The sequence below is a fragment of the Arthrobacter liuii genome, assembly GCF_014639275.1.
Classification (GTDB): Bacteria; Actinomycetota; Actinomycetes; order Actinomycetales; family Micrococcaceae; genus Arthrobacter; species Arthrobacter liuii.
This window is the reverse complement of record NZ_BMFW01000023.1, coordinates 1-20,331: the sequence shown is the minus strand read 5'-3', so window position 1 is coordinate 20,331 and position 20,331 is coordinate 1. Positions and strand designations below refer to the sequence as shown.

The window sequence follows — 20,331 nt, the reverse complement described above, 5'->3', positions numbered from 1 at the left end:
CACTCGAACAGAAGGAAACACTGATGAGAATTGCAGTTACAGGCGGAAGCGGAAAACTGGGGCGGCATGTGGTGCGCCGGCTCACCGACGATGGCCACCAGGTCCTCACCCTGGACCGCGCGGGTGCCCGCAGCCCGGAACTGCTGGTGGTGGACCTGCGCGACTATGGTCAGGTGGTGGACGCACTGCTGGGCGTTGATGACCGGCATGACGGGTTCGACGCCGTGGTGCACCTTGGTGCCATACCCGCACCGGGCATCCTCCCTGACGCAGCCACGTTCGAGAACAACATGCTGTCCACCTACAACGTCTTCCAGGCTGCGCGGCGCGCCGGCATCAAGAAGGTGGTGTACGCCTCCAGTGAGACCGTGCTGGGCTTGCCGTTCGACATCGACCCGCCCTACATCCCCGTGGACGAGGAATACCCGCCGCGGCCCGAAAGCACCTACTCCCTGGTGAAGACCCTGGAGGAGCGGATGGCGGTGGAACTGACCCGCTGGGATCCGGAACTGAGCGTCACGGGCCTGCGGTTCTCCAACGTCATGGACGAGGCCGACTATGCCCGGTTCCCGTCTTTCGACGCCGACGCGACGCTGCGGAAGTGGAACCTGTGGGGCTACATCGACGGCAGGGACGGGGCGCAGGCCGTGGTGCGGGCGCTGGAGAACGCCAAGCCAGGGTTCGAAGCCTTCATCATCGCCAACGCCGATACCGTGATGGGCCGGTCAAGCGCCAGCCTGGCCGAAGAGGTCTTTCCCGGCGTCAAGGTCACCAAGGAACTGGGCGAGCACGAAACGATGCTGTCCATCGACAAGGCACGGCGGCTGCTTGGTTTCGAGCCCGAACACACATGGCGGAACCACGTGACGGCCGGCTCCGGCACAGGCGAAAACCAGGGCTAACCCCAGCCCGCAGGGAACGTCAAGGGTTGGCGCAGGATCATCCAAGGAGCCGGAAGCCGTACGCTTCCGGCTCCTATCCTTTTGGTACAGCCCACCGTTGCCGACTCCCGGGGCGGATTTCCGTTCCGAAGGTCGGCGCCCCTGCCGCCGCAAGGACCCCAAAATTCGTACCCGACTCCTCGTGCTGCCTGCACTCACGGCGCTGCTCTCCGCCGTCGCCCTTTCCACGGCGTCCCTGCCCGCCGGTGCTGCCCCTGGCGTCCCCGCTGACGCTGGCGCAGCCGGCCGCTACATCGTCCAGTACGCCCCCACTGCCGATGTGGGCGTACTGGTGTCCGGGCTGCGCGGCCAGGGCCTCGCCGTCGGCCGCACCTTTGAACATGCAATCCGCGGCGCCGTCGTCACCGCCAACCCCGCCCAGGCAGCAGCCCTTGCCAGGTCCGGGAAAGTGCTGTCCGTGGAGCCCGACGCCCCCGTCAAGGTTTCCGGGACGGAGCAGCCCGCCCCCTGGGGCCTGGACCGCGCCGACCAAAGGACGCTTCCGCTCTCCGGTACCTATACATGGAACGCCGCGGGCGCCGGCGTGACCGCCTACGTGGTGGACACCGGCATCCTCGCCTCGCACACCGATTTCGGCGGCCGGGTGGCAGCCGGCTGGACCGCCGTCTCGGACGGCAACGGCACCACCGACTGCAACGGCCACGGCACCCATGTGTCCGGAACCATTGCCGGCACCACGTACGGCGTCGCCAAGAGCGCCACCCTGGTGCCGGTCAGGGTGCTTGACTGCAGCGGCTCCGGCTATAACTCGGACGTGGTGGCCGGCCTGGACTGGATCGTGGCAAACCACGCCGCGGGAATACCGGCAGTCGCCAACCTCAGCCTGGGTGGAGCGGCCAGCAGCACAGTGGACAACGCCATCCAGGCGGTCCTTGACGACGGCGTCACCACCGTAGTGGCCGCCGGAAACTCCGCCGCGGACGCCTGCACCGGTTCACCCGCACGGGTCCCCGGAGCCGTCACGGTGGCAGCCAGCGACTCCGCTGACAAGCAGGCATCGTTCTCCAACTTTGGCTCCTGCGTGGACCTGTACGCTCCCGGCGTGGGCATCACCTCCGACTACTACACCTCCACCACCGCCACGGCATCCATGTCCGGAACTTCCATGGCCGCCCCGCACACCGCCGGAGCCGCTGCCGTCCTGCTGTCACAGAACCCTGCCCTGACGCCGGCCGATGTGGCCGCTGCGCTGGTCTCCAACGCCACGCCCGGAGTGATCGGCGGGGCCACCACGGGGACCCCGAACCGCCTGCTGTTCACGGGGGTGGACGCACCGGCACCTGCTCCCGCACCTGCCCCAGCGCCGACTGTCACGGCCGTTTCGCCAGCCGGGAAGGCAACGGCGGTGGCAGTGGACGCCAACGTGACGGCCACCTTTAGCACCGCAGTGCAGGGCGTGTCTGCGGGGACTTTTGTGCTGCGGAATGCGGCCGGCAGCAGCATCACCGCCGCCGTCAGCTACAACGACACCACCAGGACCGCCACCCTTGATCCGGCCGCAAACCTGGCCGCAGACACCACTTACACCGCAACCCTGGTGGGCGGAACCTCGGCCATCCGGGATGCCGCGGGCACCCCGCTGACCACCACCAGTTGGACGTTCACCACCGGCCCCGCGCCCGCGGTCACCAGCTACAGCCCGGGCAGCAATGCCCTCCTGGTCCGCAGGAGCAGCAACGTCAGCGCCACGTTCAGCGAGACGGTCCAAGGCGTTGCCACGGCCACCTTTACGCTGAAGAACGCATCCACCGGGGCAGTAGTGGCAGCAACGGTCTACCGCAATGGCACCACCAACCAGTGGATCCTCGATCCCCAGGCAACGCTGGCCGCCAAGACCCGGTACACGGTGACGCTGACCGGCGGCGCCACCGGCATCCGGGACCTGGCGGGGAACCCGCTCGCTTCCCGCAGCTGGCAGTTCACCACCGGTTCGTTCTAGCACGGGGTGCCCGGACCAACCCTCCGGGCACCCCGTGCCCGCCCCGGACCACGCGTCCGCGGCAGCAGCGTGGCTGTCCCCGCATGATGGAGTGAATGGCCCTTTCCCGGGATAATCTTCAGCCTAGGCATTCATCACGCACGCAATTTCGGCGTGCAGGTAACAAGGCGCAGGGACGGGCAACACATTGGCACACGAAAAAGCAGGTTCCGCAGTCACGGAAAAAGGCGCTGGCAGGTGGCGCACCTTCCATGAGAAGTTCGTGGTGGATGAGCGCTACGTAGACCCTGCCGACCGGAGGGGGCTGTACCGGGCATCGGTCATCCTGGCCGTGGTGGGGCTGGCCCTCTTCATTGCCACGCTGGTCAGCGTGGTGCAGGCCGACGGCCTTTCCGCTGCCGACCATCCGGTGCACGACTGGCTGCTGACGACGCGTTCGGCAGCAGTGACTGCCATCATGATCTTCCTGGCCGTGTTCTTCGGCCCCATCGCCCTGCCCATCATCGTGCTGGTGGTGATCCTGGTCTGGGGAATAGCAGCCAAACATGCCTGGCGGCCCATCCTGCTGGCGTCCGCGATGCTGACCGGGGTGATCGTCTCGCAGATCATCCTCCACATTGTCCAGCGCTCGCGGCCGCCGGTGGACCAGATGCTGTTCGGCGCGGACCAGACCTTCTCGTTCCCGTCAGGGCACGTGCTGGGCGCCTGCGATTTCCTGCTGGTGGGCGCCTACCTGATCTTCTCCCGGCGCCGGAACCCGCGGGCAGCGGTGTTCGGCTTCATCGGGGCCGGGATCGGGATCATCCTGGCCATCGCCAGCCGGCTCTACCTGGGCTACCACTGGCCCACGGATACCCTTGCATCGTTCTCCCTGTCGCTGCTCATCCTTGGCGGAGTCATAGCGCTGGACACATGGCGCACGGCCAGGATTCCCGGGGAACCCGTCACGGGAGAGCTGTCAAAGGAAGAATCCGCCAGGGAGTGAAGCCGCCGCGGCATTGAGCCGGCATTGAAGCCGGCGTTGACCAGGTCCCGGCCGCACTCACTGCGGCCGGGACCTGGCCCGCTTTAGGTCCCGGTGCAGTTGAAGGTTCGTTGCCTCCAGCTCCAGGACCTTGGCAACGCCTGCCAGGTTCAGCCCCTGCTCCAGGAGCTCGCCGATCCGCAGCAGCACGGCAATGTCATCATCGCTGTACTGGCGCGTGCCGCCCGCTGTCCGCGACGGGGTCAGCAGGCCCCGGGTTTCGTACAGCCTGATGTTCTGCTGTCCGGTTCCCGTGAGCTCGGCAGCCACCGAGATGGCGTACAGGGCCCGTGAACCGGGGGAGCGGGCTGCCCGCCCTGCTGCAGGTTCTGCCACTTCTTCTCCCAAAATCGTTCCGGCCGATGTCTTGCCTTAGTTTCCCACGAGTGCTATAAAAAATCTATATCCACCACCATAGATTAGCGGTGGTGGGTAGCTGCAGATCCAGTACCTGGAAGCTAAAGGAGTGGGAAATGATGTTGATGCGTACCGACCCGTTCCGTGAGCTGGACCGGCTCACGCAGCAGGTCTTTGGAACCGCTGCCCGCCCGGCCGCCATGCCCATGGACGCCTGGCAGGAGGACGGGGAATTCGTGGTTGCGTTCGACCTTCCCGGCGTGAAGGTGGACTCCCTGGACCTGAATGTTGAACGGAACGTCCTCACGGTGAGGGCGGAGCGCCAGGACCCCACGCAGCCCAACGTCGAGCTCGTAGCGTCGGAGCGTCCCCGTGGCGTGTTCAGCCGCCAGCTGATCCTGGGCGACACCCTGGACACCGAGAAGATCAAGGCCAGTTACGACCAGGGCGTGCTCACCCTGCGGATTCCGGTTGCCGAACAGGCAAAGCCGCGCAAGATCGAGATCCAGACCCAGCAGGGCGACATGCACCAGATCGGCACCTAGGACCATGTTTCCCCAACGGCGCCCTGCCCTCCCGGGCAGGGCCGCCCGCGGAACAGGAGCCGGAATGATTGATGTCCCCGACTACTACACCATCCTGGGGGTGGGCCGGGATGCCACCCGGCAGGAGATCTCCCACGCTTACCGTGCCCTCATGCGCAGCCATCATCCGGACATGGAGGGCAGGCAGGCGTACGGCGACAAACAGGAGGATGAGCTCCTCCGGATTATGCAGGCGTTCAACGTGTTGCATGACCCTGTGCGCCGCGCCGACTATGACCGGAAGCTGGCGGCAGCGGCTCCAATAATGATTCCTGTCCGGAAAATCCGCGGCATCGGCGCACAATCGGGCCCCATCATCCGTGTCACTCCGGTGCGGTGGGAAAGCGGGCCCTGGTCCTGACCGGAGGCCGTGCCAATACCAGGGCCCATTCATTCAGCGAGGGCCATTCATTGAAGGAGGCGGAGACCTGAATGAGCGACTGGCGGCGCTACGATTCACACCTGATACCTGCATTCCATGAGCGCTTTGAGCGGCGGTGGGGAACGGGAACCGCGCCTTTCCTGGATCCCGAGCCGCATGAACAGCCGCTGCCGCGGGCGCAGTGGATCAATCCGGCAACCGGCGCTGCCCTGGCGGTGGTTCCGGTCTGGACTGCGGAGGAGAGGCAGCAGCGTTCCTTCGGGGTGTTCTACCTTCCGCCGGCGGGGGACATTTGGGTCCTGCGGCCCGGCTATACCGGATACCTGGAGCCGTCCGACGGGGACACGGAGCACCTTGTGACTCTGCGCAATGACGCCTTCCGCAAGGCCGTGGCGCACGCCAAGGAGTTCCTCTTCGGTTCCCAGTAGCCGCCCTTGCCGGCCCGCGGACTTGCTGCTCGTCAGCCGGCGCCGGCTGTGCAATCCTGAGACGTACCCGAACCACCGTGACCACAAGGCTGGACTCCAATGCATATCTCCGCCAAGGACCTCGCAGCGCTCATCCCTCCGGGGTTCACCCTTGGCGTCGCAACTGCAGCGTTCCAGATTGAAGGGGCACTGGACGAGGACGGCCGTGGACCTGCGGGCTGGGACAGGTTCGCCGCCAAACCCGGCGCAATCGTGGAGAACCACAGCCCGGTGGTGGCCACGGACCATTACCACCGGATGCCGCAGGACGTGGCCCTCCTAAAGCAGCTGGGCGTTGACTCCTACCGGTTCTCCTTTTCGTGGCCGCGCATCCAGCCCGGTGGGACTGGCCCCGCCAACCGCGCCGGCATGGCGTTCTATGACCGGCTCCTGGATGAGCTCCTGGCCAACGGCATCTCGCCGATGGCCACGATCTACCACTGGGACACCCCCTTGGAACTGGATGAAGCCGGCGGCTGGATGAACCGGGACACTGCATACCGGCTGGCGGAGTACGCCGCCATCGTGGCCGAGGCCTTCGGGGACAGGGTGGCGCGCTGGGTCACCATCAATGAGCCGGCAACCGTAAGTGCCAACGGCTACTCCCTGGGGCTGCATTCCCCTGGCAAGGAGCTGGCCCTGGGCGCCTTCCCCACCGTCCACTACCAGCTGCTGGGCCACGGGCTCGCCGTCCAGGCCCTGCGCGCCGCACGGGTGCCCGGCGAGATCGGCATGACCAACGTCTACTCGCCCATGGTCCCGAACTCCATCAACCCGTTGGACCGGATCAGTGCCGGGCTGATGGACCTGGGCCAGAACCGGCTCTACGCCGACCCCGTCCTCACAGGCAAATACCCCGACCTCGTCCGCGCCGCCAAGTTCTTCAGCTCCTTTGAGCATCCCGAAGGGGATATGGAGATCATCTCCCAGCCCCTGGATTTCTACGGGCTCAACTACTACATGCCCACAAAGGTGGCGGTCGGGCCAGGAAACGGGGCAGTGCCGGCGAGCATGGCCGAGGCCATGGGCAGCGACCTCAGCGCAGCGGGCAGCGGGGCTACGCCGTTCCACGTGGAAACGTGGCCGGAAGCGGACATCACCGCGTACGGCTGGCCGGTCAAGCCCGAATACATGGCGGTGGCATTGAAAGAGATGGCGGAGCGGTACCCCAATCTGCCTCCCGTGGTCATCACCGAAGGCGGTGCCAGCTTCGAGGACATCATCGTCCGGGACAAGTCCACCAACACCAGGTTCATCCCCGATGAGCGCCGGCTGAAGTACATCTCCGACCATCTTGAAACCGCGCTGCGCGCCACTGCGCCCGGTGGTGTGGCGGAATCCGTGGACCTGCGCGGCTATTACGTGTGGTCGTTGCTGGACAACTTCGAGTGGTCCGCCGGCTACAAGCAGCCCTTCGGCCTCCTGCACGTGGACCGGGAAACCCTTGAGCGCACGCCAAAGGCATCCTACTTCTGGTTCCAGGAGCTCATTGAGGAACGCGACCTGGCTGCCGCGGCGGGGGCTGCCATTGCGCAGGCAGTGGTGCCGGACCCGGTCGGGGAAGTTCCAGAGGGCAGGGGAGCGTCCGACGACGGCGCGCCCCTGGGTGCCGGCGCCCAGTAACTGAGCGGGCTGGTGCAAATACCAGCTGCTGTTCAGCTGCGGAGCAGGTCCAGCATGGAAAGCTGCTTTGCGATCCCTGCGCCGTCCGGGGAATAGATCCACGGAACCCGGGAAGTGGTGTGGTCGCCGTCCTCCGAGTGGCCGCCGGCGAACACAGACTCGCTGACGGACAGCTGCCGGATGGCGATCGCCGCAACCTTGTCCGGGTTCTCGGTGGCGAAGGCGGAGTAGATGGCCTCGTCATGCTGGCCGTTGTCGCCGATCAGGAGCCACCGCATGTCCGGAAACTCCTGGGCCAGCCGCTCCAGGTTGCGGTGCTTGTGGTCCTGTCCGCTCCGGAACCACCGGTCCTGGGTCAGGCCCCAGTCCGTCAGCAGCAGCGTGCCCTTGGGGTACATGTTGCGGGTCAGGAACCGTGCCAGCGTGGGGGCGGCGTTCCAAGGGCCCGTGGACAGGTAGATGACCGGGGCTTCGGGGTGCTCGACGGTCAGCCGGTCCAGCAGCACGGCCATGCCGGGAGTGGCCATGCGCGCCCGCTCGCTGAGCACGAAGGTGTTCCACAGCGCCAGGAAGGGCCGCGGCAGGGCCGTTACCATGACGGTGTCGTCGATGTCCGAGACGATGCCGAATTCCACGCCGGGGGCGATCACCTGGATCAGTGCCTCCGCCGGCTCGGTTCCCTCCGCGCGCAGCACCGCAGTGTGCCAGCCGGGGGACAGCTGCACATCCACTTCGGTATCGATCAGCCCGCCCCGGTCGGCCGTTACGCGGGTGACCACATCGCCGATGGTGATTTCGACGTCGGAAAACTGCAGCGGCACCCCCGTGAAGGCCCGCCAGCCCCTGATGTTCTGGTTGCCGTTCTTTGCTTCGTGCTCGGCTTTGCTCCCGGGCAGCGGCTTCCGTGTCAGCAGTACCCGCCCCAGTACCCGTACCCGGGTGGTGGAACCATAGCCCTGGTAGGCGATGGTCTGCGGCACGAACTTCCATTGTTTGGCGACCGTGATCCGGACGGCGTTGACCGCGTCGGACAAGCGGTGCGCCAGGCGGAAAAACTGGCTTCCCGACAGCGCGTACTGGCCCTTGACGTTGTGCCGGGCCAGGGGTGCCGTGTGCTGGGCGGGGTTCTTCGGAGCCGTGTCCATGCCACCACTCTGCCACAGGGCCGCGGCAGCCATCAGCCGTCGCCGAGGATCGCGCGCAGGGTCTCGGCGTTCCGCACTGCGTTCCCGCCGCCGTCGTTGTTGAAGTAGGCGTAGACGTCGATGCCCGCGCCGTCCCACTCGCGGATCCTGTCGGCCCACCAGTGGAGGTCGGCATCCGAATAGGAGCCGCCGTACAGGTGCTGGTGGTCCGGCCCGTGCAGCCGGACGTAGGTGAAGGGCGCAGTGGTACGGAGGATGCAGGGCAGGTTGGCGCCGCTCATGATGCAGTAAGCCGCCCGGTGCCGCTCCACCAGGTCAAACACCTCCGGGCTGTCCCAGCTTGGGTGCCTGAACTCGACGGCAACCCTGATCCAGGACGGAACCGCGGCCAGGAAATAGTCCAGCCGCGCGTCGTCGCGCTCCAGCTGGGGAGGTAGTTGGACCAGGAGCACGGCACGCTTGTCCCCCAGTTCATGCCAGCATCTTTCGATGCGCTCCACCCAGACTTCCGGTGAATACAGCTTGCGGGCGTGGGTCAGTCCCCGGGGAGCCTTGACGGACATGCTGAAGCCGGGCGGCAGGCGCCGGTTCCAGCCCGCGAAGGTGGTGTCCCGTGGCCACCGGTAGAAACTGGCGTTCAGCTCCACCGTGCTGAACCTGGAGACGTAGCATTGGAGCCGGTCCCTGACGGGGAGCCCAGGCGGGTACAGGACGTTCTCCCAGTGGTCGTAGCTCCAGCCGGAGGTGCCAATGTGGATTGCCATTTCCCTCAGGCTACACCCGCATATTTCCCCTTCTCGCGGGGGCCTGCTGTGGCAGGGTAATGTCATGGCGCGAATTGAAGATTATGCGGTGGTTGGCGATCTGCAGACCGGGGCCCTGGTCAGCAAGGAAGGCTCGATCGACTGGCTTTGCCTCCCGAGGTTCGATTCTCCTGCCTGCTTCAGTGCACTGCTGGACACGCCGGACTCGGGGCGCTGGCTGCTGGCGCCGGAAGGCGGCGGCGCGTGCACCCGCCGGAGTTACCGCGACGGCAGCCTGGTGCTGGATACCGAGTGGGAGACGCCTGGAGGAACGGTTCGGGTCACCGACTTTATGCCGCCCCGTGATTCCGTTGCCGACATCGTCCGGATCGTGGAAGGGGTCAGCGGCAGCGTCAGGATGCACGGAGAGCTGATCCTGCGGTTCGACTACGGCCACATCGTGCCGTGGGTGCGCAAGGACAAGCGCGGGCTGCACGCAATTGCGGGCCCGGACGCCGTCTACCTGGTCACTCCCGCGCCCCTGCACGGCGAGAACATGCACACCGTCAGCGATTTCACCGTCAACGCCGGCGAGAAAGTTCCGTTCGTGCTGACGTGGGCGCCCAGCCATGTGGGACGGCCGGTAAGCGTTGACGCCGCGGACGTCCTTGAGAGCACCCATGCATTCTGGCGGGGCTGGTCCTCGCAATGCACCGTCAAGGGGAAATACCAGGACGCAGTTGTCCGTTCCCTCGTAACGCTCAAGGCGCTGACCTACGCCCCCACCGGGGGAATCGTCGCTGCCGTCACAACCTCCCTTCCGGAACAGCCGGGCGGCCAACGCAACTGGGACTACCGCTACTGCTGGCTCCGGGACGCCGCCATGACCCTGCAGGCGTTGCTGGCCGCCGGATATACCGCTGAGGCCGCCGCCTGGCGGGACTGGCTGCTCCGGGCCGTGGCCGGAGACCCCGCAGACCTGCAGATCATGTATGGGATCCATGGCGAGCGGCGGCTGCCGGAGATGGAGCTGCCGTGGTTGAAGGGCTACGAGAACTCGGCCCCCGTGCGGATCGGAAACGCGGCGGCGGAACAGTTCCAGCTGGATGTTTGGGGCGAGGTCCTGGACTGCCTTGCGCTGACGCGGAACTCGCTGCTGAAGCACACTGACGAGGCCTGGGATGTCCAGATCGCGCTGATGGAACACCTGGAAACCATCTGGGACCAGCCGGACAACGGGCTCTGGGAAATGCGGGGACCGCGCCGGCACTTCACCCACTCCAAGGTCATGGCCTGGGTAGCCGCCGACCGCATGGTGAAGGGCGTGCGGGATTCCGGCCTCCCTGGTCCAGTGGAGCGCTGGGAGGCGCTGCGGGACCAGATCCGCGAGGACATCATGGCCAACGGTTTTGACGCGGAGCGCAATACGTTTGTCCAGTCCTACGGCCGGCCGGAACTGGATGCCAGCCTGCTGCTGATTCCCCGGGTGGGATTCCTGCCGAACGACGACCCCAGGGTCATCGGCACCATCGAGGCCATCCAACGGGAGCTGACCCAGGACGGGTTCGTGCTGCGGTACAAACCGGAAGAGAGCGACGACGGCCTGCCGGGCGACGAGGGCGTCTTCCTTGCCTGCTCATTCTGGATGGTGGAGGCGCTCCTGGGCGCCGGGCGCCATGAGGAATCGCGCGTACTTTTCGAGCGGCTGCTGGAACTGCGCAACGATGTAGGGCTGTTGAGTGAGGAATGGGCGGTGAAAGCCGGGCGACAACTGGGGAACACGCCGCAGGCATTCAGCCACTTTGCCCTTGTGACTAGCGCCTTGGAGCTCCATCAGGATACGGTTCGGCGCAGTGACACCCCCCTTCCGTCCGCAAGGGCGGATTCGCGCTGAGGCGGCGCGGACCGGGGCCTGGAACTTCTCCTTCGCGGGATAGATAAGTATACTTACTACACCTCATGGAGTGCTCCCAAGCACAATGCCGTGGTTGACGGAGGAGTGATAGTTATGGCCGGATTTTTTGAGCTCGTTGATGCCCCTGACGGTGGTTACCGGATCAGGATGATGGACGGAAGCGGGAACCTGATGGCCATCTCGGTAACCTTCCCCACCAAGAGGGCCGCCGCGGCAGGTGTCGCATTGGCCCGTGAAATTGCGGGCACCGGCCTGATCCGGGACAAGAGCCGGGCCGGCGCGGGATCCGTGATCCGTGAACGCGTCCGGCCCGTCAACACGCCCAAGGAGGAGGCGGCCCGGTTGAAAAAGGCGCCAGGGGCGCGACGGGCGGCGGTCAGCTGATGGTGGAGTCCACTGCACCCCCCGGCGGCGCGCGCCGGGGGGTCCTCTTTGACGTTGACGGAACCCTGATCGACTCGTCGTACATCCACACCCTCGCCTGGTGGGGTGCGTTCCGCCAGTACGGCCATGACGTGCCCATGGCGGCCATCCACCAACTCGTAGGGATGGGCGGCGCCCGGTTGGTGGACAACCTCCTGCCCTCCGGCCGGGACCGCGACGAAGACGAAGACATCATGGCCAGCCACGGTGCCCTCTACGCCTCGCACTGGCCTTCGCTCCGGGCCCTCGACGGCGCCAAGGAACTGCTGGGCCAGTGCCACGCCGGCGGCCTGGCGGTGGCACTTGCCTCCTCGGCGCGGCAGCGGGACCTGCAGGTCATGCGCTCCGTGCTGGAGGCTGACGCCTTCATCGATGCCGCCACTAGTGCGAACGATGCGGCGGAAAGCAAGCCTGCGCCGGACATCCTGGAGGCGGCCCTGGACTCCCTGGGTATGCACGCAGCCAATGCCGTTTACGTGGGTGACGCGGTATGGGACATGAAGGCCGCGTCGGCGCTGGGCATACCCGCAATCGGGGTTACCTGCGGGGGAATCCAGGAAGCCCAACTTCGCGACGCCGGAGCGGTGGAGGTTTACCAGGGGCCGCGCCACCTGCTGGAGAACCTGGGCTCAAGCGCCATCGGCCGCCTGTTGGCACTGCAGCCGAAGCCCTGACTCCCCTACTCCCGGTGTTGGCGGGCGGTCACAGCGGCTGGCCGCCCGGCACCGAACCCTCGTCGCCGGCAATGGCGGGCTTGGTCCATGACACCATCACTTTTACCGAGCCGTCGTCGTTCCGTTCGACGTCCGTCACCACCTCGGCCGCGGGCGCGCCCATCTCTTGCACCCGCGCCCGGTAGGTGCTGACCAGTTCCGCCAGGCTGGCTTCCGTCCACTCGCCAGGCCGCATGCGGGTGGAGATCTCGACCGGTTCCGGCTGGTACAGCGACATGGCGTTCCTCTTTCACGTGGTCTTTTGCCTGCCCTTCCCACGCTATGAGCAGCGGGCGGCCCCCACAAGCTTTTGATCAGCATGCTTACTTTTTTCGCACAAAACCGATAGCGTCGAAGAAAGGGTGCCCGCGGGCGCCCTGCCCGCCCCGGGCAGACCCCCAGGGGCAAAGTAGAGCGAAAGGGAGACTGTGAAAGCACTGACGTGGCAAGGAAAACGGTCGGTAAGCGTGGAAGAAGTGCCCGATCCCGTCATCCAGGAACCTACGGATGCGATTGTGCGGATTACCTCCACCGCGATCTGCGGCTCTGACCTGCACCTCTACGAGGTCCTGGGCCCGTACATGCACAAGGGTGATGTCGTCGGCCACGAACCGATGGGCATCGTGGAGGAAGTGGGAAGCGCCGTCACCAACCTCCGCAAGGGGGACCGCGTGGTGGTCCCGTTCAACATCTCCTGCGGCCACTGCTTCATGTGCAGCCAGGGCCTGCAGTCGCAGTGTGAAACCACGCAGGTGAAAGAGAAGGGCTCCGGCGCAGCCCTGTTCGGCTTCTCCGAGCTCTATGGGTCGGTCCCCGGCGGCCAGGCCGAATACCTCCGCGTCCCGCACGCCGACTACGGCCCCATCAAGGTGGGCAGCGAGCTTCCGGACGAGCGCTACCTCTTCCTCTCGGACATCCTCCCCACGGCATGGCAAGGGGTGGAGTACGCCAACGTTGAACCCGGCGGTGTCCTGGCGGTCTTCGGGCTCGGGCCGGTGGGCCAGTTCGCGGCACGGATCGGAGCGCACCGCGGCTACCGGGTCATCGGCATCGACCCAGTCCCCGAACGGCGCGAGATGGCCGCCCGGCACGGAGTCGAAACGCTTGACTACGCCAAAGGCGTCGCCGACGAACTGCGGGAAATGACCGATGGGAGGGGCCCGCACGGAATAGTTGACGCCGTCGGAATGGAAGCCCACGGTTCGCCGGTGGCCGGGTTTGCGCACCAGGCGCTGGGCCTCCTGCCGGACAAGCTGGCGCAAAAGGCGATGGAGACCGCGGGGGTGGACCGGCTCGCGGTGCTGCATACCGCCATCGATGCAGTCCGCCGGGGCGGCACACTGTCGCTGAGCGGTGTCTACGGCGGCCAGGCCAGCCCCATGCCCCTGCTGACCATGTTCGACAAGCAGCTTCAGCTGCGCATGGGCCAGTGCAATGTGCGGCACTGGACCGACCAGCTGCTTCCCTTGGTGGAGGACGACGCCGATCCGCTGGGCGTGACGGACCTGGTCACCCACCGCTCGGGCCTGGAGGGTGCACCGGCCCTGTACGAGAAGTTCCAGAAGAAGGAAGACGGCTGCATCAAGGTGGTCCTGAACCCCGGCGCCTGAGCCCTCAACCCAAGTAGGTAGCGGTTGTTGTCGTTATGGGGCGCCAAAACGACAACAACCGCTACCCAGTTGGGGGAGGCGCCTACGTGAGTCGGACCTGGCGGTTCATGTCCTTGTACAGCAGGTACCGGAACTCGCCCGGGCCGCCGGCGTAGCAGGCCTGCGGACAGAAAGCGCGCAGCCACATGAAGTCGCCGGCCTCCACCTCCACCCAGTCGTTGTTGAGCAGGTACATGGCCTTCCCTTCCAGGACGTACAGGCCGTGCTCCATCACGTGGGTTTCCGGGAACGGGATGACGCCGCCGGGCTGGAACGTCACGATGTTCACCTGCATGTCGTGGGCAAGGTCGTTGGAATCCGTGAAGCGGGTGGTCTTCCAGGCGTCGTTCGTGTCCGGCATGGAGGTGGGCTCCACGTCCTTCTCATTCGTAACAAAGGACTTGGCCTCGTGGCCCTCCAGGCGTTCGTAGGCCTTGCGGATCCAGTGGAAGGACACGACGTCGTCGGAAACGTTCTCCAGCCCCCACTCCGCACCGGCAGCCAGGTAGGCGTAGCCGCCCTCTTCGAGCCGGTGCAGTTCGCCGTCGAGGGTGAGGTTGACCTTGCCGCGGGTCACGAAGATGACGCCTTCGACGCCGGCCTCGAATTCGGCCTTGGGGGCGCCCCCGCCCGGACCGATCTCCACGATCAGCTGCGAGAAAGTGGTGGCGAAGCCCGAGATGGGGCGGGCAATTATCCAGGACCGGGTGTTGGAAAAGCCCGGCAGGTTGGACGTGACGATGTCCGTCATAACGCCCTTCGGGATCACCGTGTACGCCTCGGTGACGATGGCCCGCTCGGTGGTCAGGTGCGTTTGCGGCGGCAGTCCGCCGGTGGGGGAGTAGTACTTGCCCATGAAGAGGTCCTTACCTAGGAGTTGGAAGTGGTGGCGAGCCGCGGGTGGGCCAGCGCGGTGAGCTGCGGAATTCCGACGCCGGCAAGCGCCTGGACTTCCTCCGCACCTACTGCGCCGCACTGCACGCCGCGGAGGACGAATGCGGCCAGGGCACGGGCCGTGGCGGGTTCGTCCATCACGCCGCCTGCAGTTTGTTCCACGTAGTTCCGCAGGCGCGCTGCGGCTGCTGGAAGGCCCTGGCGGTAGAACGCGTAGGTGGCGGCGAAGCGGCTGGGCAGCTGGGCCGGGTGCAGGTCCCAGCCCTGGTAGTAGCCGCGCTCGAGCGACCGCCGGACCAGCCGGCCGTGCAGCTGCCAGGCGTTCGCCACGTTGTCGCCCACCGGGATGATGTTGGTGGACCCGTCCGAGAGCCGGATGCCCGTCCCAGCCACGGCCAGCTGCATGACTTCCTTGGCGAAGTCGGCCACCGGGTGCTCCATGGACTGGTACTCGGCGGAGATCTGCAGCGACGCCGAGTAGTCGTAGGTGCCGTAGTGCAGGCCGCTGATCCGTCCCGGGACGGCGTGCGGCAGCTGTGCCACCGGGGAGGTGCCTTCCGGGCCGAGGATCAGCTGCGGGGTTTCCACCTGGACCTCGAACCGGAGCCGTCCCGCTGGCAGCGAGTGGACTTCCTCCAGGCGGGACACCGCGTAATCCATCGCCTTGACCTGCGCCACGGTGGTGACCTTGGGCAGGGTCAGGACCAGGCCCGCCGGCAACTCGCCGACCGCGGCGAGGCCGGACACGAACAGGTCCAGCGTGCGCAGCCCGCGGGCCCGGGTAGGCGCCTCGAAGCACTTGAAGCGGATGCCGATGAACGGGGGTGCAGACCCGGCCGTGACGGCCTTGGCCACAGCGGACGCCGCAGCAACAGCTGCGGCGTCCTCGGCGTCGTCGCCCCTGTCCCCGAAGCCGTCCTCGAAGTCTAGGCGCAGGTCCTCGATGGGCTCGTCGGCCAGCTTTGCTGCCACGCGCGGGGCCACGGCCTCCGCCAGGGTGGCTTCCTGGCCCAGGAGCCGGCCCAGCGCTTCGAAACCGCCGTGGGCGTCCGCCGTCGCGGTTGCCTGGGCGCCCCACTCGGCGGCGAACGACGGCGTGAAGCGGTCCGCGGGCACGTACACCGTGTGCACGGGCTGGCGGGAGCCGTCGTCGCCGGGGTAGTTCTGTTCCAGCAGCCGGTCGGTGGCGGCGAGCTGGCCGTCAATGTGCGCGAGGTCCCCGGCGCTCAGTGACGGTTTTGGTGTTGCTGCCATGGCCTAGCCCACCAGTTCGTAGGCCGGGGTGGTGAGGAAGTCGGTGTAGTCCTCGGACAGGCAGATATCCGCGATCAGCTCGCTGGCGGGCTGGTAGTAGCGGCGGAACGCCTCGTCGCCGAACTCGGTGCGGAGCCGGTCGGTCTCCTCGCCAAGGACCCGCTCCACCAGCTCGCGGGTCACGGTATTGCCGGTGTCCGCCAGGACGGACTTGTTGCGGATCTGCTGCCACACCTGCGAGCGGGAGATCTCCGCGGTGGCGGCATCCTCCATCAGGTTGTGGATGGCCACCGCGCCGTTCCCGGACAGCCAGACGGCGGTGTAGGCCACGGCAACGTACAGGTTCAGTCGCAGGCCGGCCTCGGTGACCTGGCCCTCGGCGGAGGAAACGTCCAGCAGCTGCTCCGCGGTGACGGAAACCTCCGGGCGCTGCTTGTCCACCTGGTTGGGCTTGTCCCCCAGCACCGAATCGAACACCTCGCGGCAGGTGGGCACCAGGTCCGGGTGGGCAACCCAGGAGCCGTCGAACCCGTCATTGGCCTCGCGGGTCTTGTCCGCCCGGACCTTCTCGAACGCCGCCTCGGTGACCTCGGGCTGGCGGCGGTTCGGGATCACGGCCGCCATGCCGCCCATGGCGAAGGCGCCGCGCTTGTGGCAGGTCTTGACCAGGAGTTCGGTATAGGCGCGCATGAAGGGCGCGGTCATGGCCACGGAGGCGCGGTCCGGCAGGACGAATTCGTTGCCGGCATCGCGGAAGTACTTGATGATGCTGAACAGGTAGTCCCAGCGGCCGGCGTTCAGGCCGGAGGCGTGGTCCCGCAGTTCGTAGAGGATCTCGTCCATTTCGAAGGCGGCCGGGATGGTCTCGATCAGGACAGTTGCCCGGATGGTGCCCTGGTGCAGGCCCAGGAAATCCTGGGCGAACACGAACACGTCGTTCCACAGCCGGGCCTCGAGGTGGCTCTCCATCTTGGGCAGGTAGTAGTACGGGCCCTGGCCGTTGAGCACCAACTGCTTGGCGATGTGGAAGAAATGCAGCCCGAAGTCCACCAACGCGCCAACGGCCGGTTCGCCATTGACCAGCAGGTGCTTTTCCTGCATGTGCCAGCCGCGCGGCCGGGCCACCACGACGGCGAGCGGTGCGTCTGTGCGGAGCCGGTACTCCTTGCCTTCGTCCGAGGTGTAGCTGAGCGTGCCCTGGGCGGCGTCCCGCAGGTTCAGGATGGCGTCGACGACGTTGGCCCAGGTGGGCGTGCTGGCGTCCTCGAGGTCCGCCAGCCACACCTTGGCGCCGGAGTTCAGGGCATTGATGGCCATCTTTGCCGGCGACGCCGGCCCGGTCATTTCGACCCGGCGGTCCTGCAAAGCTGCCGGTGCGGGCGCAACTTTCCAGCCGCCGTCGCGCACGTCCTTGGTCTTCGGCAGGAAGTCCAGCTTGCCGGTTGCGGCAACCCGCTGCCGCTTGACGGCACGGGCCGCCAGGAGCTCGTTGCGGGTGCCGGCGAACCGGTTGTGGAGCTCTTCGACGAAGGCCAGTGCCTTGGGCGTGAGGATCTCCTCTGCGCGTGCGATGGGCCGGGGATCTGTGACGGTGATGGCCATTGTGGTCCTTTCCTTGGCTGGACGTCGGGCGGTCAGGCGGAAGCTGGCGCTGCTGCTGGTTCCGTGGCGGAATCGGTCGGTTCAGCCGTTGCAACGTGTGCGGACCGGGCGGCCGCGGCCACCGCTGCGGCAACGTCGGCAGCCACATGGGGATCGAAGACGCTGGGGATAATGTAGCTGGCATTCAGCTCGTCGTCAGCCACGCGGTTGGCGATGGCGTCCGCGGCGGCCACCAGCATCTCCGGCGTGATGTCCGAGGCTCCGGCGTCCAGCAGGCCGCGGAAGAAGCCCGGGAAGGCCAGCACGTTGTTGATCTGGTTGGGGAAATCGCTGCGGCCGGTAGCCACCACGGCGGCGTGACGGGACGCGATGACGGGATCGATTTCCGGTGTCGGGTTGGCCATGGCAAAGACGATGGCGTCTTGCGCCATCGAGGCCACCTGCTCCTCTCCGATCACGTGTGGGGCGCTGACGCCGATGAAAACGTCGGCGCCCTTCAGTGCATCGTGCAGGGTTCCGGAGAAGCCTTCCTCGTTGGTGTTGGCGGCAATCCAGGTGCGGTGCCCGTCGTCGTACTTTTCTCCCGCGTGGATGGCGCCGGACCGGCCGGCGGCAATAATGTGGCGCGCACCCTGGGCTTTGAGGAGCTGGATGATGGCGGAGCCGGCTGCGCCGACGCCGGAGACCACGATCTTCACGTCCCCGAGCTTCTTGTCCACAACGCGCAGGGCGTTGGCCAGGGCGGCGAGCGTGACGATGGCGGTGCCGTGCTGGTCATCGTGGAACACGGGGATGTCCAGCTCTTCGCGGAGCCGGTTCTCGATCTCGAAGCAGCGCGGGGCGGCGATGTCCTCCAGGTTGATGCCGCCGTAGACGGGGGCCATGGCCTTGGCGATCATGATGATTTCTTCGGTGTCCTGGGTGTCCAGGCAGACCGGCCAGGCGTCCACATTGGCGAACTGCTTGAAGAGGGCGGCCTTGCCTTCCATGACGGGGAGGGCGGCGGCGGGGCCGATGTTGCCCAGGCCCAGGACCGCCGAACCGTCGGTGAGGACGGCGATGGTGTTCCTCTTGACCGTCAGGTTGCGGGCTGCCGCGGGGTCCTCTGCGATGGCCAGGCAGACGCGGGCGACGCCGGGAGTGTAGGCGCGGGACAGGTCGTCGCGGTTGCGCAGGGCTACTTTGGGCACGACCTCGAGCTTGCCGCCCAGGTGCATCAGGAAGGTGCGGTCGGAGACGTGCTGGACCGTGACGCCATCCAGTGCGTCCAGGGCGTCCTTGACGCGGGCGGCATGGGCGTCGTCGGTGGTGTTGCAGGTGACGTCGACCACCAGGGTTTCGTGGTGGGACTCCGTGACGTCCAGCGCGGTGATCGCAGCGCCGGCAGCTCCCACGGCTGCGGCAAGCTCGCTGGTGGCACTGAAGCTCGACGGTGCTTCCACGCGCAGGGTGATCGAATTTCCGGGGCTGGGGTTCGCCATTGAATGTCCTCCTGGTTAGGCCTTGTCCGGCTGGTGAATTGATCCGGATTGTTTTCGTATTATGGATATTATTATCTACCTTATGGAAATACAACCCCTCCGAATGCGACTGCCGGCCGGCGTCGCGGCGGTGGCGGCAGTGCTGTATCTTGGGTGTTCTAAGCAATTCTTTTCACGATGCGGATAAGAGTTGTCGGATTCCGAACCGTAGGAGACAGCGGAATGGCAGGAAAAGCCTCTGGTGGGGTGCAGTCGGTGGAGCGCGTCTTCGAACTGCTGGAGCTCATCACGGATGCCGGTGGCGATGTCACGCTCAGCGAGCTTTCCTCTTCCACGGACCTGCCGCTGCCCACCATCCACCGCCTCCTCCGCACCCTGGTCTCCCTTGGCTACATCCGCCAGCTGCCCAACCGGCGTTACGCCCTGGGCCCGCGGCTCATCCGGCTGGGGGAGGGCGCCAACAAGCAGCTTGGCGCCCTGGCCCAGCCGCAGCTGAAGATCCTGGTGGACCGGCTGGGGGAAACCTCCAACATGGCCGTGCTGGATTCGGACATGGTGATTTACGTGGCACAGGTCCCGTCGCTGCACTCCATGCGCATGTTCACCGAGGTGGGCCGGCGTGCCCATACCCATGCCACCGGCGTGGGCAAGGCCATCCTGGCCCAGCTCGACGACAACACGGTCCGCGGCATCGTGGCCCGCGCCGGGATGCCCACCCCCACCGCCAAGAGCATCGGCGATGTGGACGAACTCCTGGCCGACCTCAAGCTCATCCGCGAGCGTGGCTACTCCATCGACGAGGAAGAGCAGGAGCTCGGCGTTCGTTGCTTCGCCATGGCGGTGCCCAACGCCCCCACGCCCAGTGCAATTTCGGTGTCCGGGCCGGTCTCCCGCGTGGACGAAAACTTCGCTGACAAGGCCGTCCCCATCCTTCGGGAAGCTGCCGACGCCATCTCCCGCGAACTCAACCGCACCTGAGGCACTCAGGCGGCGCCCCCGGCGTCGTTCTCCACCCGCGAGACGGCAGTTCACGGCAATGTTCCCGGGGGCAAAGTCATAGGGTCGTTGCAACGCTCTGATTGATGGAGCGTTAGATGGTCAAGTTGTTCCCGTCGAATGCCCGCACTGAGTTTGTTGATTTGGTGTGCGGCGGGCTGTCGATTCTGGAGGCCTC

At 66.4% G+C, this 20,331-nt stretch carries 20 protein-coding genes; 12 read left to right on the top strand and 8 right to left on the bottom strand.

The genetic code is table 11. The features are described 5' to 3' along the window. Nucleotides 1–23 precede the first annotated feature (23 nt). The 3 genes from IEW19_RS17455 to IEW19_RS17445 all read left to right on the top strand — a co-directional run bounded on the left by IEW19_RS17455 (nt 24) and on the right by IEW19_RS17445 (nt 3,886). Complete coding sequence (locus tag IEW19_RS17455; RefSeq protein WP_188572870.1) at nt 24–902, top strand: NAD-dependent epimerase/dehydratase family protein; 879 nt, start codon at nt 24–26, stop codon at nt 900–902. A gap of 181 nt (nt 903–1,083) precedes the next feature. Then, complete coding sequence (locus IEW19_RS17450; protein ID WP_188572869.1) at nt 1,084–2,901, top strand: S8 family serine peptidase; 1,818 nt, start codon at nt 1,084–1,086, stop codon at nt 2,899–2,901. A 187-nt stretch (nt 2,902–3,088) separates the two neighbouring features. After that, nucleotides 3,089–3,886 carry a phosphatase PAP2 family protein gene (locus IEW19_RS17445; RefSeq protein ID WP_188572868.1) on the top strand — a complete coding sequence of 266 codons (798 nt, stop codon included), beginning with the start codon at nt 3,089–3,091 and terminating at the stop codon, nt 3,884–3,886. 57 nt (nt 3,887–3,943) lie between these two features. On the opposite strand, the gene IEW19_RS17440 is transcribed toward IEW19_RS17445, so the two are convergent. Continuing rightward, nucleotides 3,944–4,261 carry a MerR family transcriptional regulator gene (locus IEW19_RS17440; RefSeq protein ID WP_188572867.1) on the bottom strand — a complete coding sequence of 106 codons (318 nt, stop codon included), beginning with the start codon at nt 4,259–4,261 and terminating at the stop codon, nt 3,944–3,946. 140 nt (nt 4,262–4,401) lie between these two features. Between IEW19_RS17440 and IEW19_RS17435 the strand changes: the two genes are divergently transcribed. The 4 genes from IEW19_RS17435 to IEW19_RS17420 all read left to right on the top strand — a co-directional run bounded on the left by IEW19_RS17435 (nt 4,402) and on the right by IEW19_RS17420 (nt 7,338). Beyond that, entirely contained in the window at nt 4,402–4,827 is a 426-nt protein-coding gene (locus tag IEW19_RS17435) for an Hsp20/alpha crystallin family protein (RefSeq protein ID WP_188572914.1), read from the top strand. Nucleotides 4,828–4,891: 64 nt separating this feature from the next. Beyond that, nucleotides 4,892–5,227 carry a J domain-containing protein gene (locus tag IEW19_RS17430; RefSeq protein WP_188572866.1) on the top strand — a complete coding sequence of 112 codons (336 nt, stop codon included), beginning with the start codon at nt 4,892–4,894 and terminating at the stop codon, nt 5,225–5,227. A gap of 71 nt (nt 5,228–5,298) precedes the next feature. Further along, the gene (locus IEW19_RS17425) at nt 5,299–5,676 is read left to right on the top strand and encodes a hypothetical protein (RefSeq protein ID WP_188572865.1); all 378 of its coding nucleotides are present in this window, start codon (nt 5,299–5,301) and stop codon (nt 5,674–5,676) included. A gap of 99 nt (nt 5,677–5,775) precedes the next feature. Beyond that, nucleotides 5,776–7,338, top strand: a complete 1,563-nt coding sequence (locus IEW19_RS17420; protein ID WP_188572864.1) for a glycoside hydrolase family 1 protein — start codon at nt 5,776–5,778, stop codon at nt 7,336–7,338. Nucleotides 7,339–7,370: 32 nt separating this feature from the next. On the opposite strand, the gene IEW19_RS17415 is transcribed toward IEW19_RS17420, so the two are convergent. Both IEW19_RS17415 and IEW19_RS17410 read right to left on the bottom strand, forming a co-directional pair. Beyond that, nucleotides 7,371–8,483 carry an App1 family protein phosphatidate phosphatase gene (locus tag IEW19_RS17415; protein ID WP_229748546.1) on the bottom strand — a complete coding sequence of 371 codons (1,113 nt, stop codon included), beginning with the start codon at nt 8,481–8,483 and terminating at the stop codon, nt 7,371–7,373. 32 nt (nt 8,484–8,515) lie between these two features. Next, nucleotides 8,516–9,247 carry a DUF72 domain-containing protein gene (locus IEW19_RS17410; RefSeq protein ID WP_188572862.1) on the bottom strand — a complete coding sequence of 244 codons (732 nt, stop codon included), beginning with the start codon at nt 9,245–9,247 and terminating at the stop codon, nt 8,516–8,518. 64 nt (nt 9,248–9,311) lie between these two features. Here IEW19_RS17410 and IEW19_RS17405 point away from each other — a divergent pair, with 64 nt between their 5' ends. From IEW19_RS17405 to IEW19_RS17395, 3 genes are all read left to right on the top strand, one after another. Further along, the gene (locus IEW19_RS17405) at nt 9,312–11,120 is read left to right on the top strand and encodes a glycoside hydrolase family 15 protein (RefSeq protein WP_188572861.1); all 1,809 of its coding nucleotides are present in this window, start codon (nt 9,312–9,314) and stop codon (nt 11,118–11,120) included. Between the two features lie 114 nt (nt 11,121–11,234). Continuing rightward, nucleotides 11,235–11,525 (top strand): hypothetical protein, encoded by a 291-nt coding sequence (locus IEW19_RS17400; RefSeq protein ID WP_188572860.1) that lies wholly within the window; start codon nt 11,235–11,237, stop codon nt 11,523–11,525. After that, on the top strand, nt 11,525–12,238 hold the full coding sequence (locus IEW19_RS17395; protein ID WP_188572859.1) for an HAD family hydrolase: 714 nt from the start codon (nt 11,525–11,527) through the stop codon (nt 12,236–12,238). The genes IEW19_RS17400 and IEW19_RS17395 overlap by 1 nt, the downstream gene beginning before the upstream one ends. A gap of 28 nt (nt 12,239–12,266) precedes the next feature. Here IEW19_RS17395 and IEW19_RS17390 read toward each other — a convergent pair whose 3' ends face one another. Continuing rightward, entirely contained in the window at nt 12,267–12,515 is a 249-nt protein-coding gene (locus tag IEW19_RS17390) for a hypothetical protein (protein WP_188572858.1), read from the bottom strand. 190 nt (nt 12,516–12,705) lie between these two features. On the opposite strand from IEW19_RS17390, the gene IEW19_RS17385 reads away from it, so the two are divergent. After that, on the top strand, nt 12,706–13,887 hold the full coding sequence (locus tag IEW19_RS17385) for a zinc-dependent alcohol dehydrogenase (protein ID WP_188572857.1): 1,182 nt from the start codon (nt 12,706–12,708) through the stop codon (nt 13,885–13,887). A gap of 82 nt (nt 13,888–13,969) precedes the next feature. On the opposite strand, the gene IEW19_RS17380 is transcribed toward IEW19_RS17385, so the two are convergent. Genes IEW19_RS17380 through IEW19_RS17365 form a run of 4 tightly spaced genes read right to left on the bottom strand, consistent with a single transcriptional unit; the run spans nt 13,970 to nt 19,157 of the window. Next, entirely contained in the window at nt 13,970–14,782 is an 813-nt protein-coding gene (locus IEW19_RS17380; RefSeq protein ID WP_188572856.1) for a bifunctional allantoicase/(S)-ureidoglycine aminohydrolase, read from the bottom strand. A 14-nt stretch (nt 14,783–14,796) separates the two neighbouring features. After that, nucleotides 14,797–16,074: a DUF6986 family protein gene (locus tag IEW19_RS17375; protein ID WP_188572855.1), complete on the bottom strand. Its 1,278-nt coding sequence runs from the start codon at nt 16,072–16,074 to the stop codon at nt 14,797–14,799. Between the two features lie 3 nt (nt 16,075–16,077). Beyond that, a complete protein-coding gene (gene aceB, locus IEW19_RS17370; protein WP_188572854.1) occupies nt 16,078–17,676 on the bottom strand; it encodes a malate synthase A in 1,599 nt (532 codons plus the stop codon). A 32-nt stretch (nt 17,677–17,708) separates the two neighbouring features. Further along, nucleotides 17,709–19,157, bottom strand: coding sequence for an NAD-dependent malic enzyme (locus IEW19_RS17365; protein WP_188572853.1), 1,449 nt, complete (start codon nt 19,155–19,157; stop codon nt 17,709–17,711). A gap of 222 nt (nt 19,158–19,379) precedes the next feature. Here IEW19_RS17365 and IEW19_RS17360 point away from each other — a divergent pair, with 222 nt between their 5' ends. Beyond that, nucleotides 19,380–20,135 (top strand): IclR family transcriptional regulator, encoded by a 756-nt coding sequence (locus tag IEW19_RS17360; protein ID WP_188572852.1) that lies wholly within the window; start codon nt 19,380–19,382, stop codon nt 20,133–20,135. The last annotated feature ends 196 nt before the right edge of the window (nt 20,136–20,331 follow it).

Excerpts from the sequence above, each read along its gene's own strand:
- IEW19_RS17395 (WP_188572859.1), top strand. The coding sequence starts at position 11,525 with ATGGTGGAGTCCACTGCACCCCCCGGCGGCGCGCGCCGGGGGGTCCTC.
- IEW19_RS17400 (WP_188572860.1), top strand. The coding sequence starts at position 11,235 with ATGGCCGGATTTTTTGAGCTCGTTGATGCCCCTGACGGTGGTTACCGG.
- IEW19_RS17365 (WP_188572853.1), bottom strand. The coding sequence starts at position 19,157 with ATGGCGAACCCCAGCCCCGGAAATTCGATCACCCTGCGCGTGGAAGCA.
- aceB (WP_188572854.1), bottom strand. The coding sequence starts at position 17,676 with ATGGCCATCACCGTCACAGATCCCCGGCCCATCGCACGCGCAGAGGAG.
- IEW19_RS17360 (WP_188572852.1), top strand. The coding sequence starts at position 19,380 with ATGGCAGGAAAAGCCTCTGGTGGGGTGCAGTCGGTGGAGCGCGTCTTC.
- IEW19_RS17390 (WP_188572858.1), bottom strand. The coding sequence starts at position 12,515 with ATGTCGCTGTACCAGCCGGAACCGGTCGAGATCTCCACCCGCATGCGG.
- IEW19_RS17375 (WP_188572855.1), bottom strand. The coding sequence starts at position 16,074 with ATGGCAGCAACACCAAAACCGTCACTGAGCGCCGGGGACCTCGCGCAC.
- IEW19_RS17415 (WP_229748546.1), bottom strand. The coding sequence starts at position 8,483 with ATGGACACGGCTCCGAAGAACCCCGCCCAGCACACGGCACCCCTGGCC.
- IEW19_RS17410 (WP_188572862.1), bottom strand. The coding sequence starts at position 9,247 with ATGGCAATCCACATTGGCACCTCCGGCTGGAGCTACGACCACTGGGAG.
- IEW19_RS17435 (WP_188572914.1), top strand. The coding sequence starts at position 4,402 with ATGTTGATGCGTACCGACCCGTTCCGTGAGCTGGACCGGCTCACGCAG.
- IEW19_RS17380 (WP_188572856.1), bottom strand. The coding sequence starts at position 14,782 with ATGGGCAAGTACTACTCCCCCACCGGCGGACTGCCGCCGCAAACGCAC.
- IEW19_RS17455 (WP_188572870.1), top strand. The coding sequence starts at position 24 with ATGAGAATTGCAGTTACAGGCGGAAGCGGAAAACTGGGGCGGCATGTG.
- IEW19_RS17420 (WP_188572864.1), top strand. The coding sequence starts at position 5,776 with ATGCATATCTCCGCCAAGGACCTCGCAGCGCTCATCCCTCCGGGGTTC.
- IEW19_RS17425 (WP_188572865.1), top strand. The coding sequence starts at position 5,299 with ATGAGCGACTGGCGGCGCTACGATTCACACCTGATACCTGCATTCCAT.
- IEW19_RS17405 (WP_188572861.1), top strand. The coding sequence starts at position 9,312 with ATGGCGCGAATTGAAGATTATGCGGTGGTTGGCGATCTGCAGACCGGG.
- IEW19_RS17430 (WP_188572866.1), top strand. The coding sequence starts at position 4,892 with ATGATTGATGTCCCCGACTACTACACCATCCTGGGGGTGGGCCGGGAT.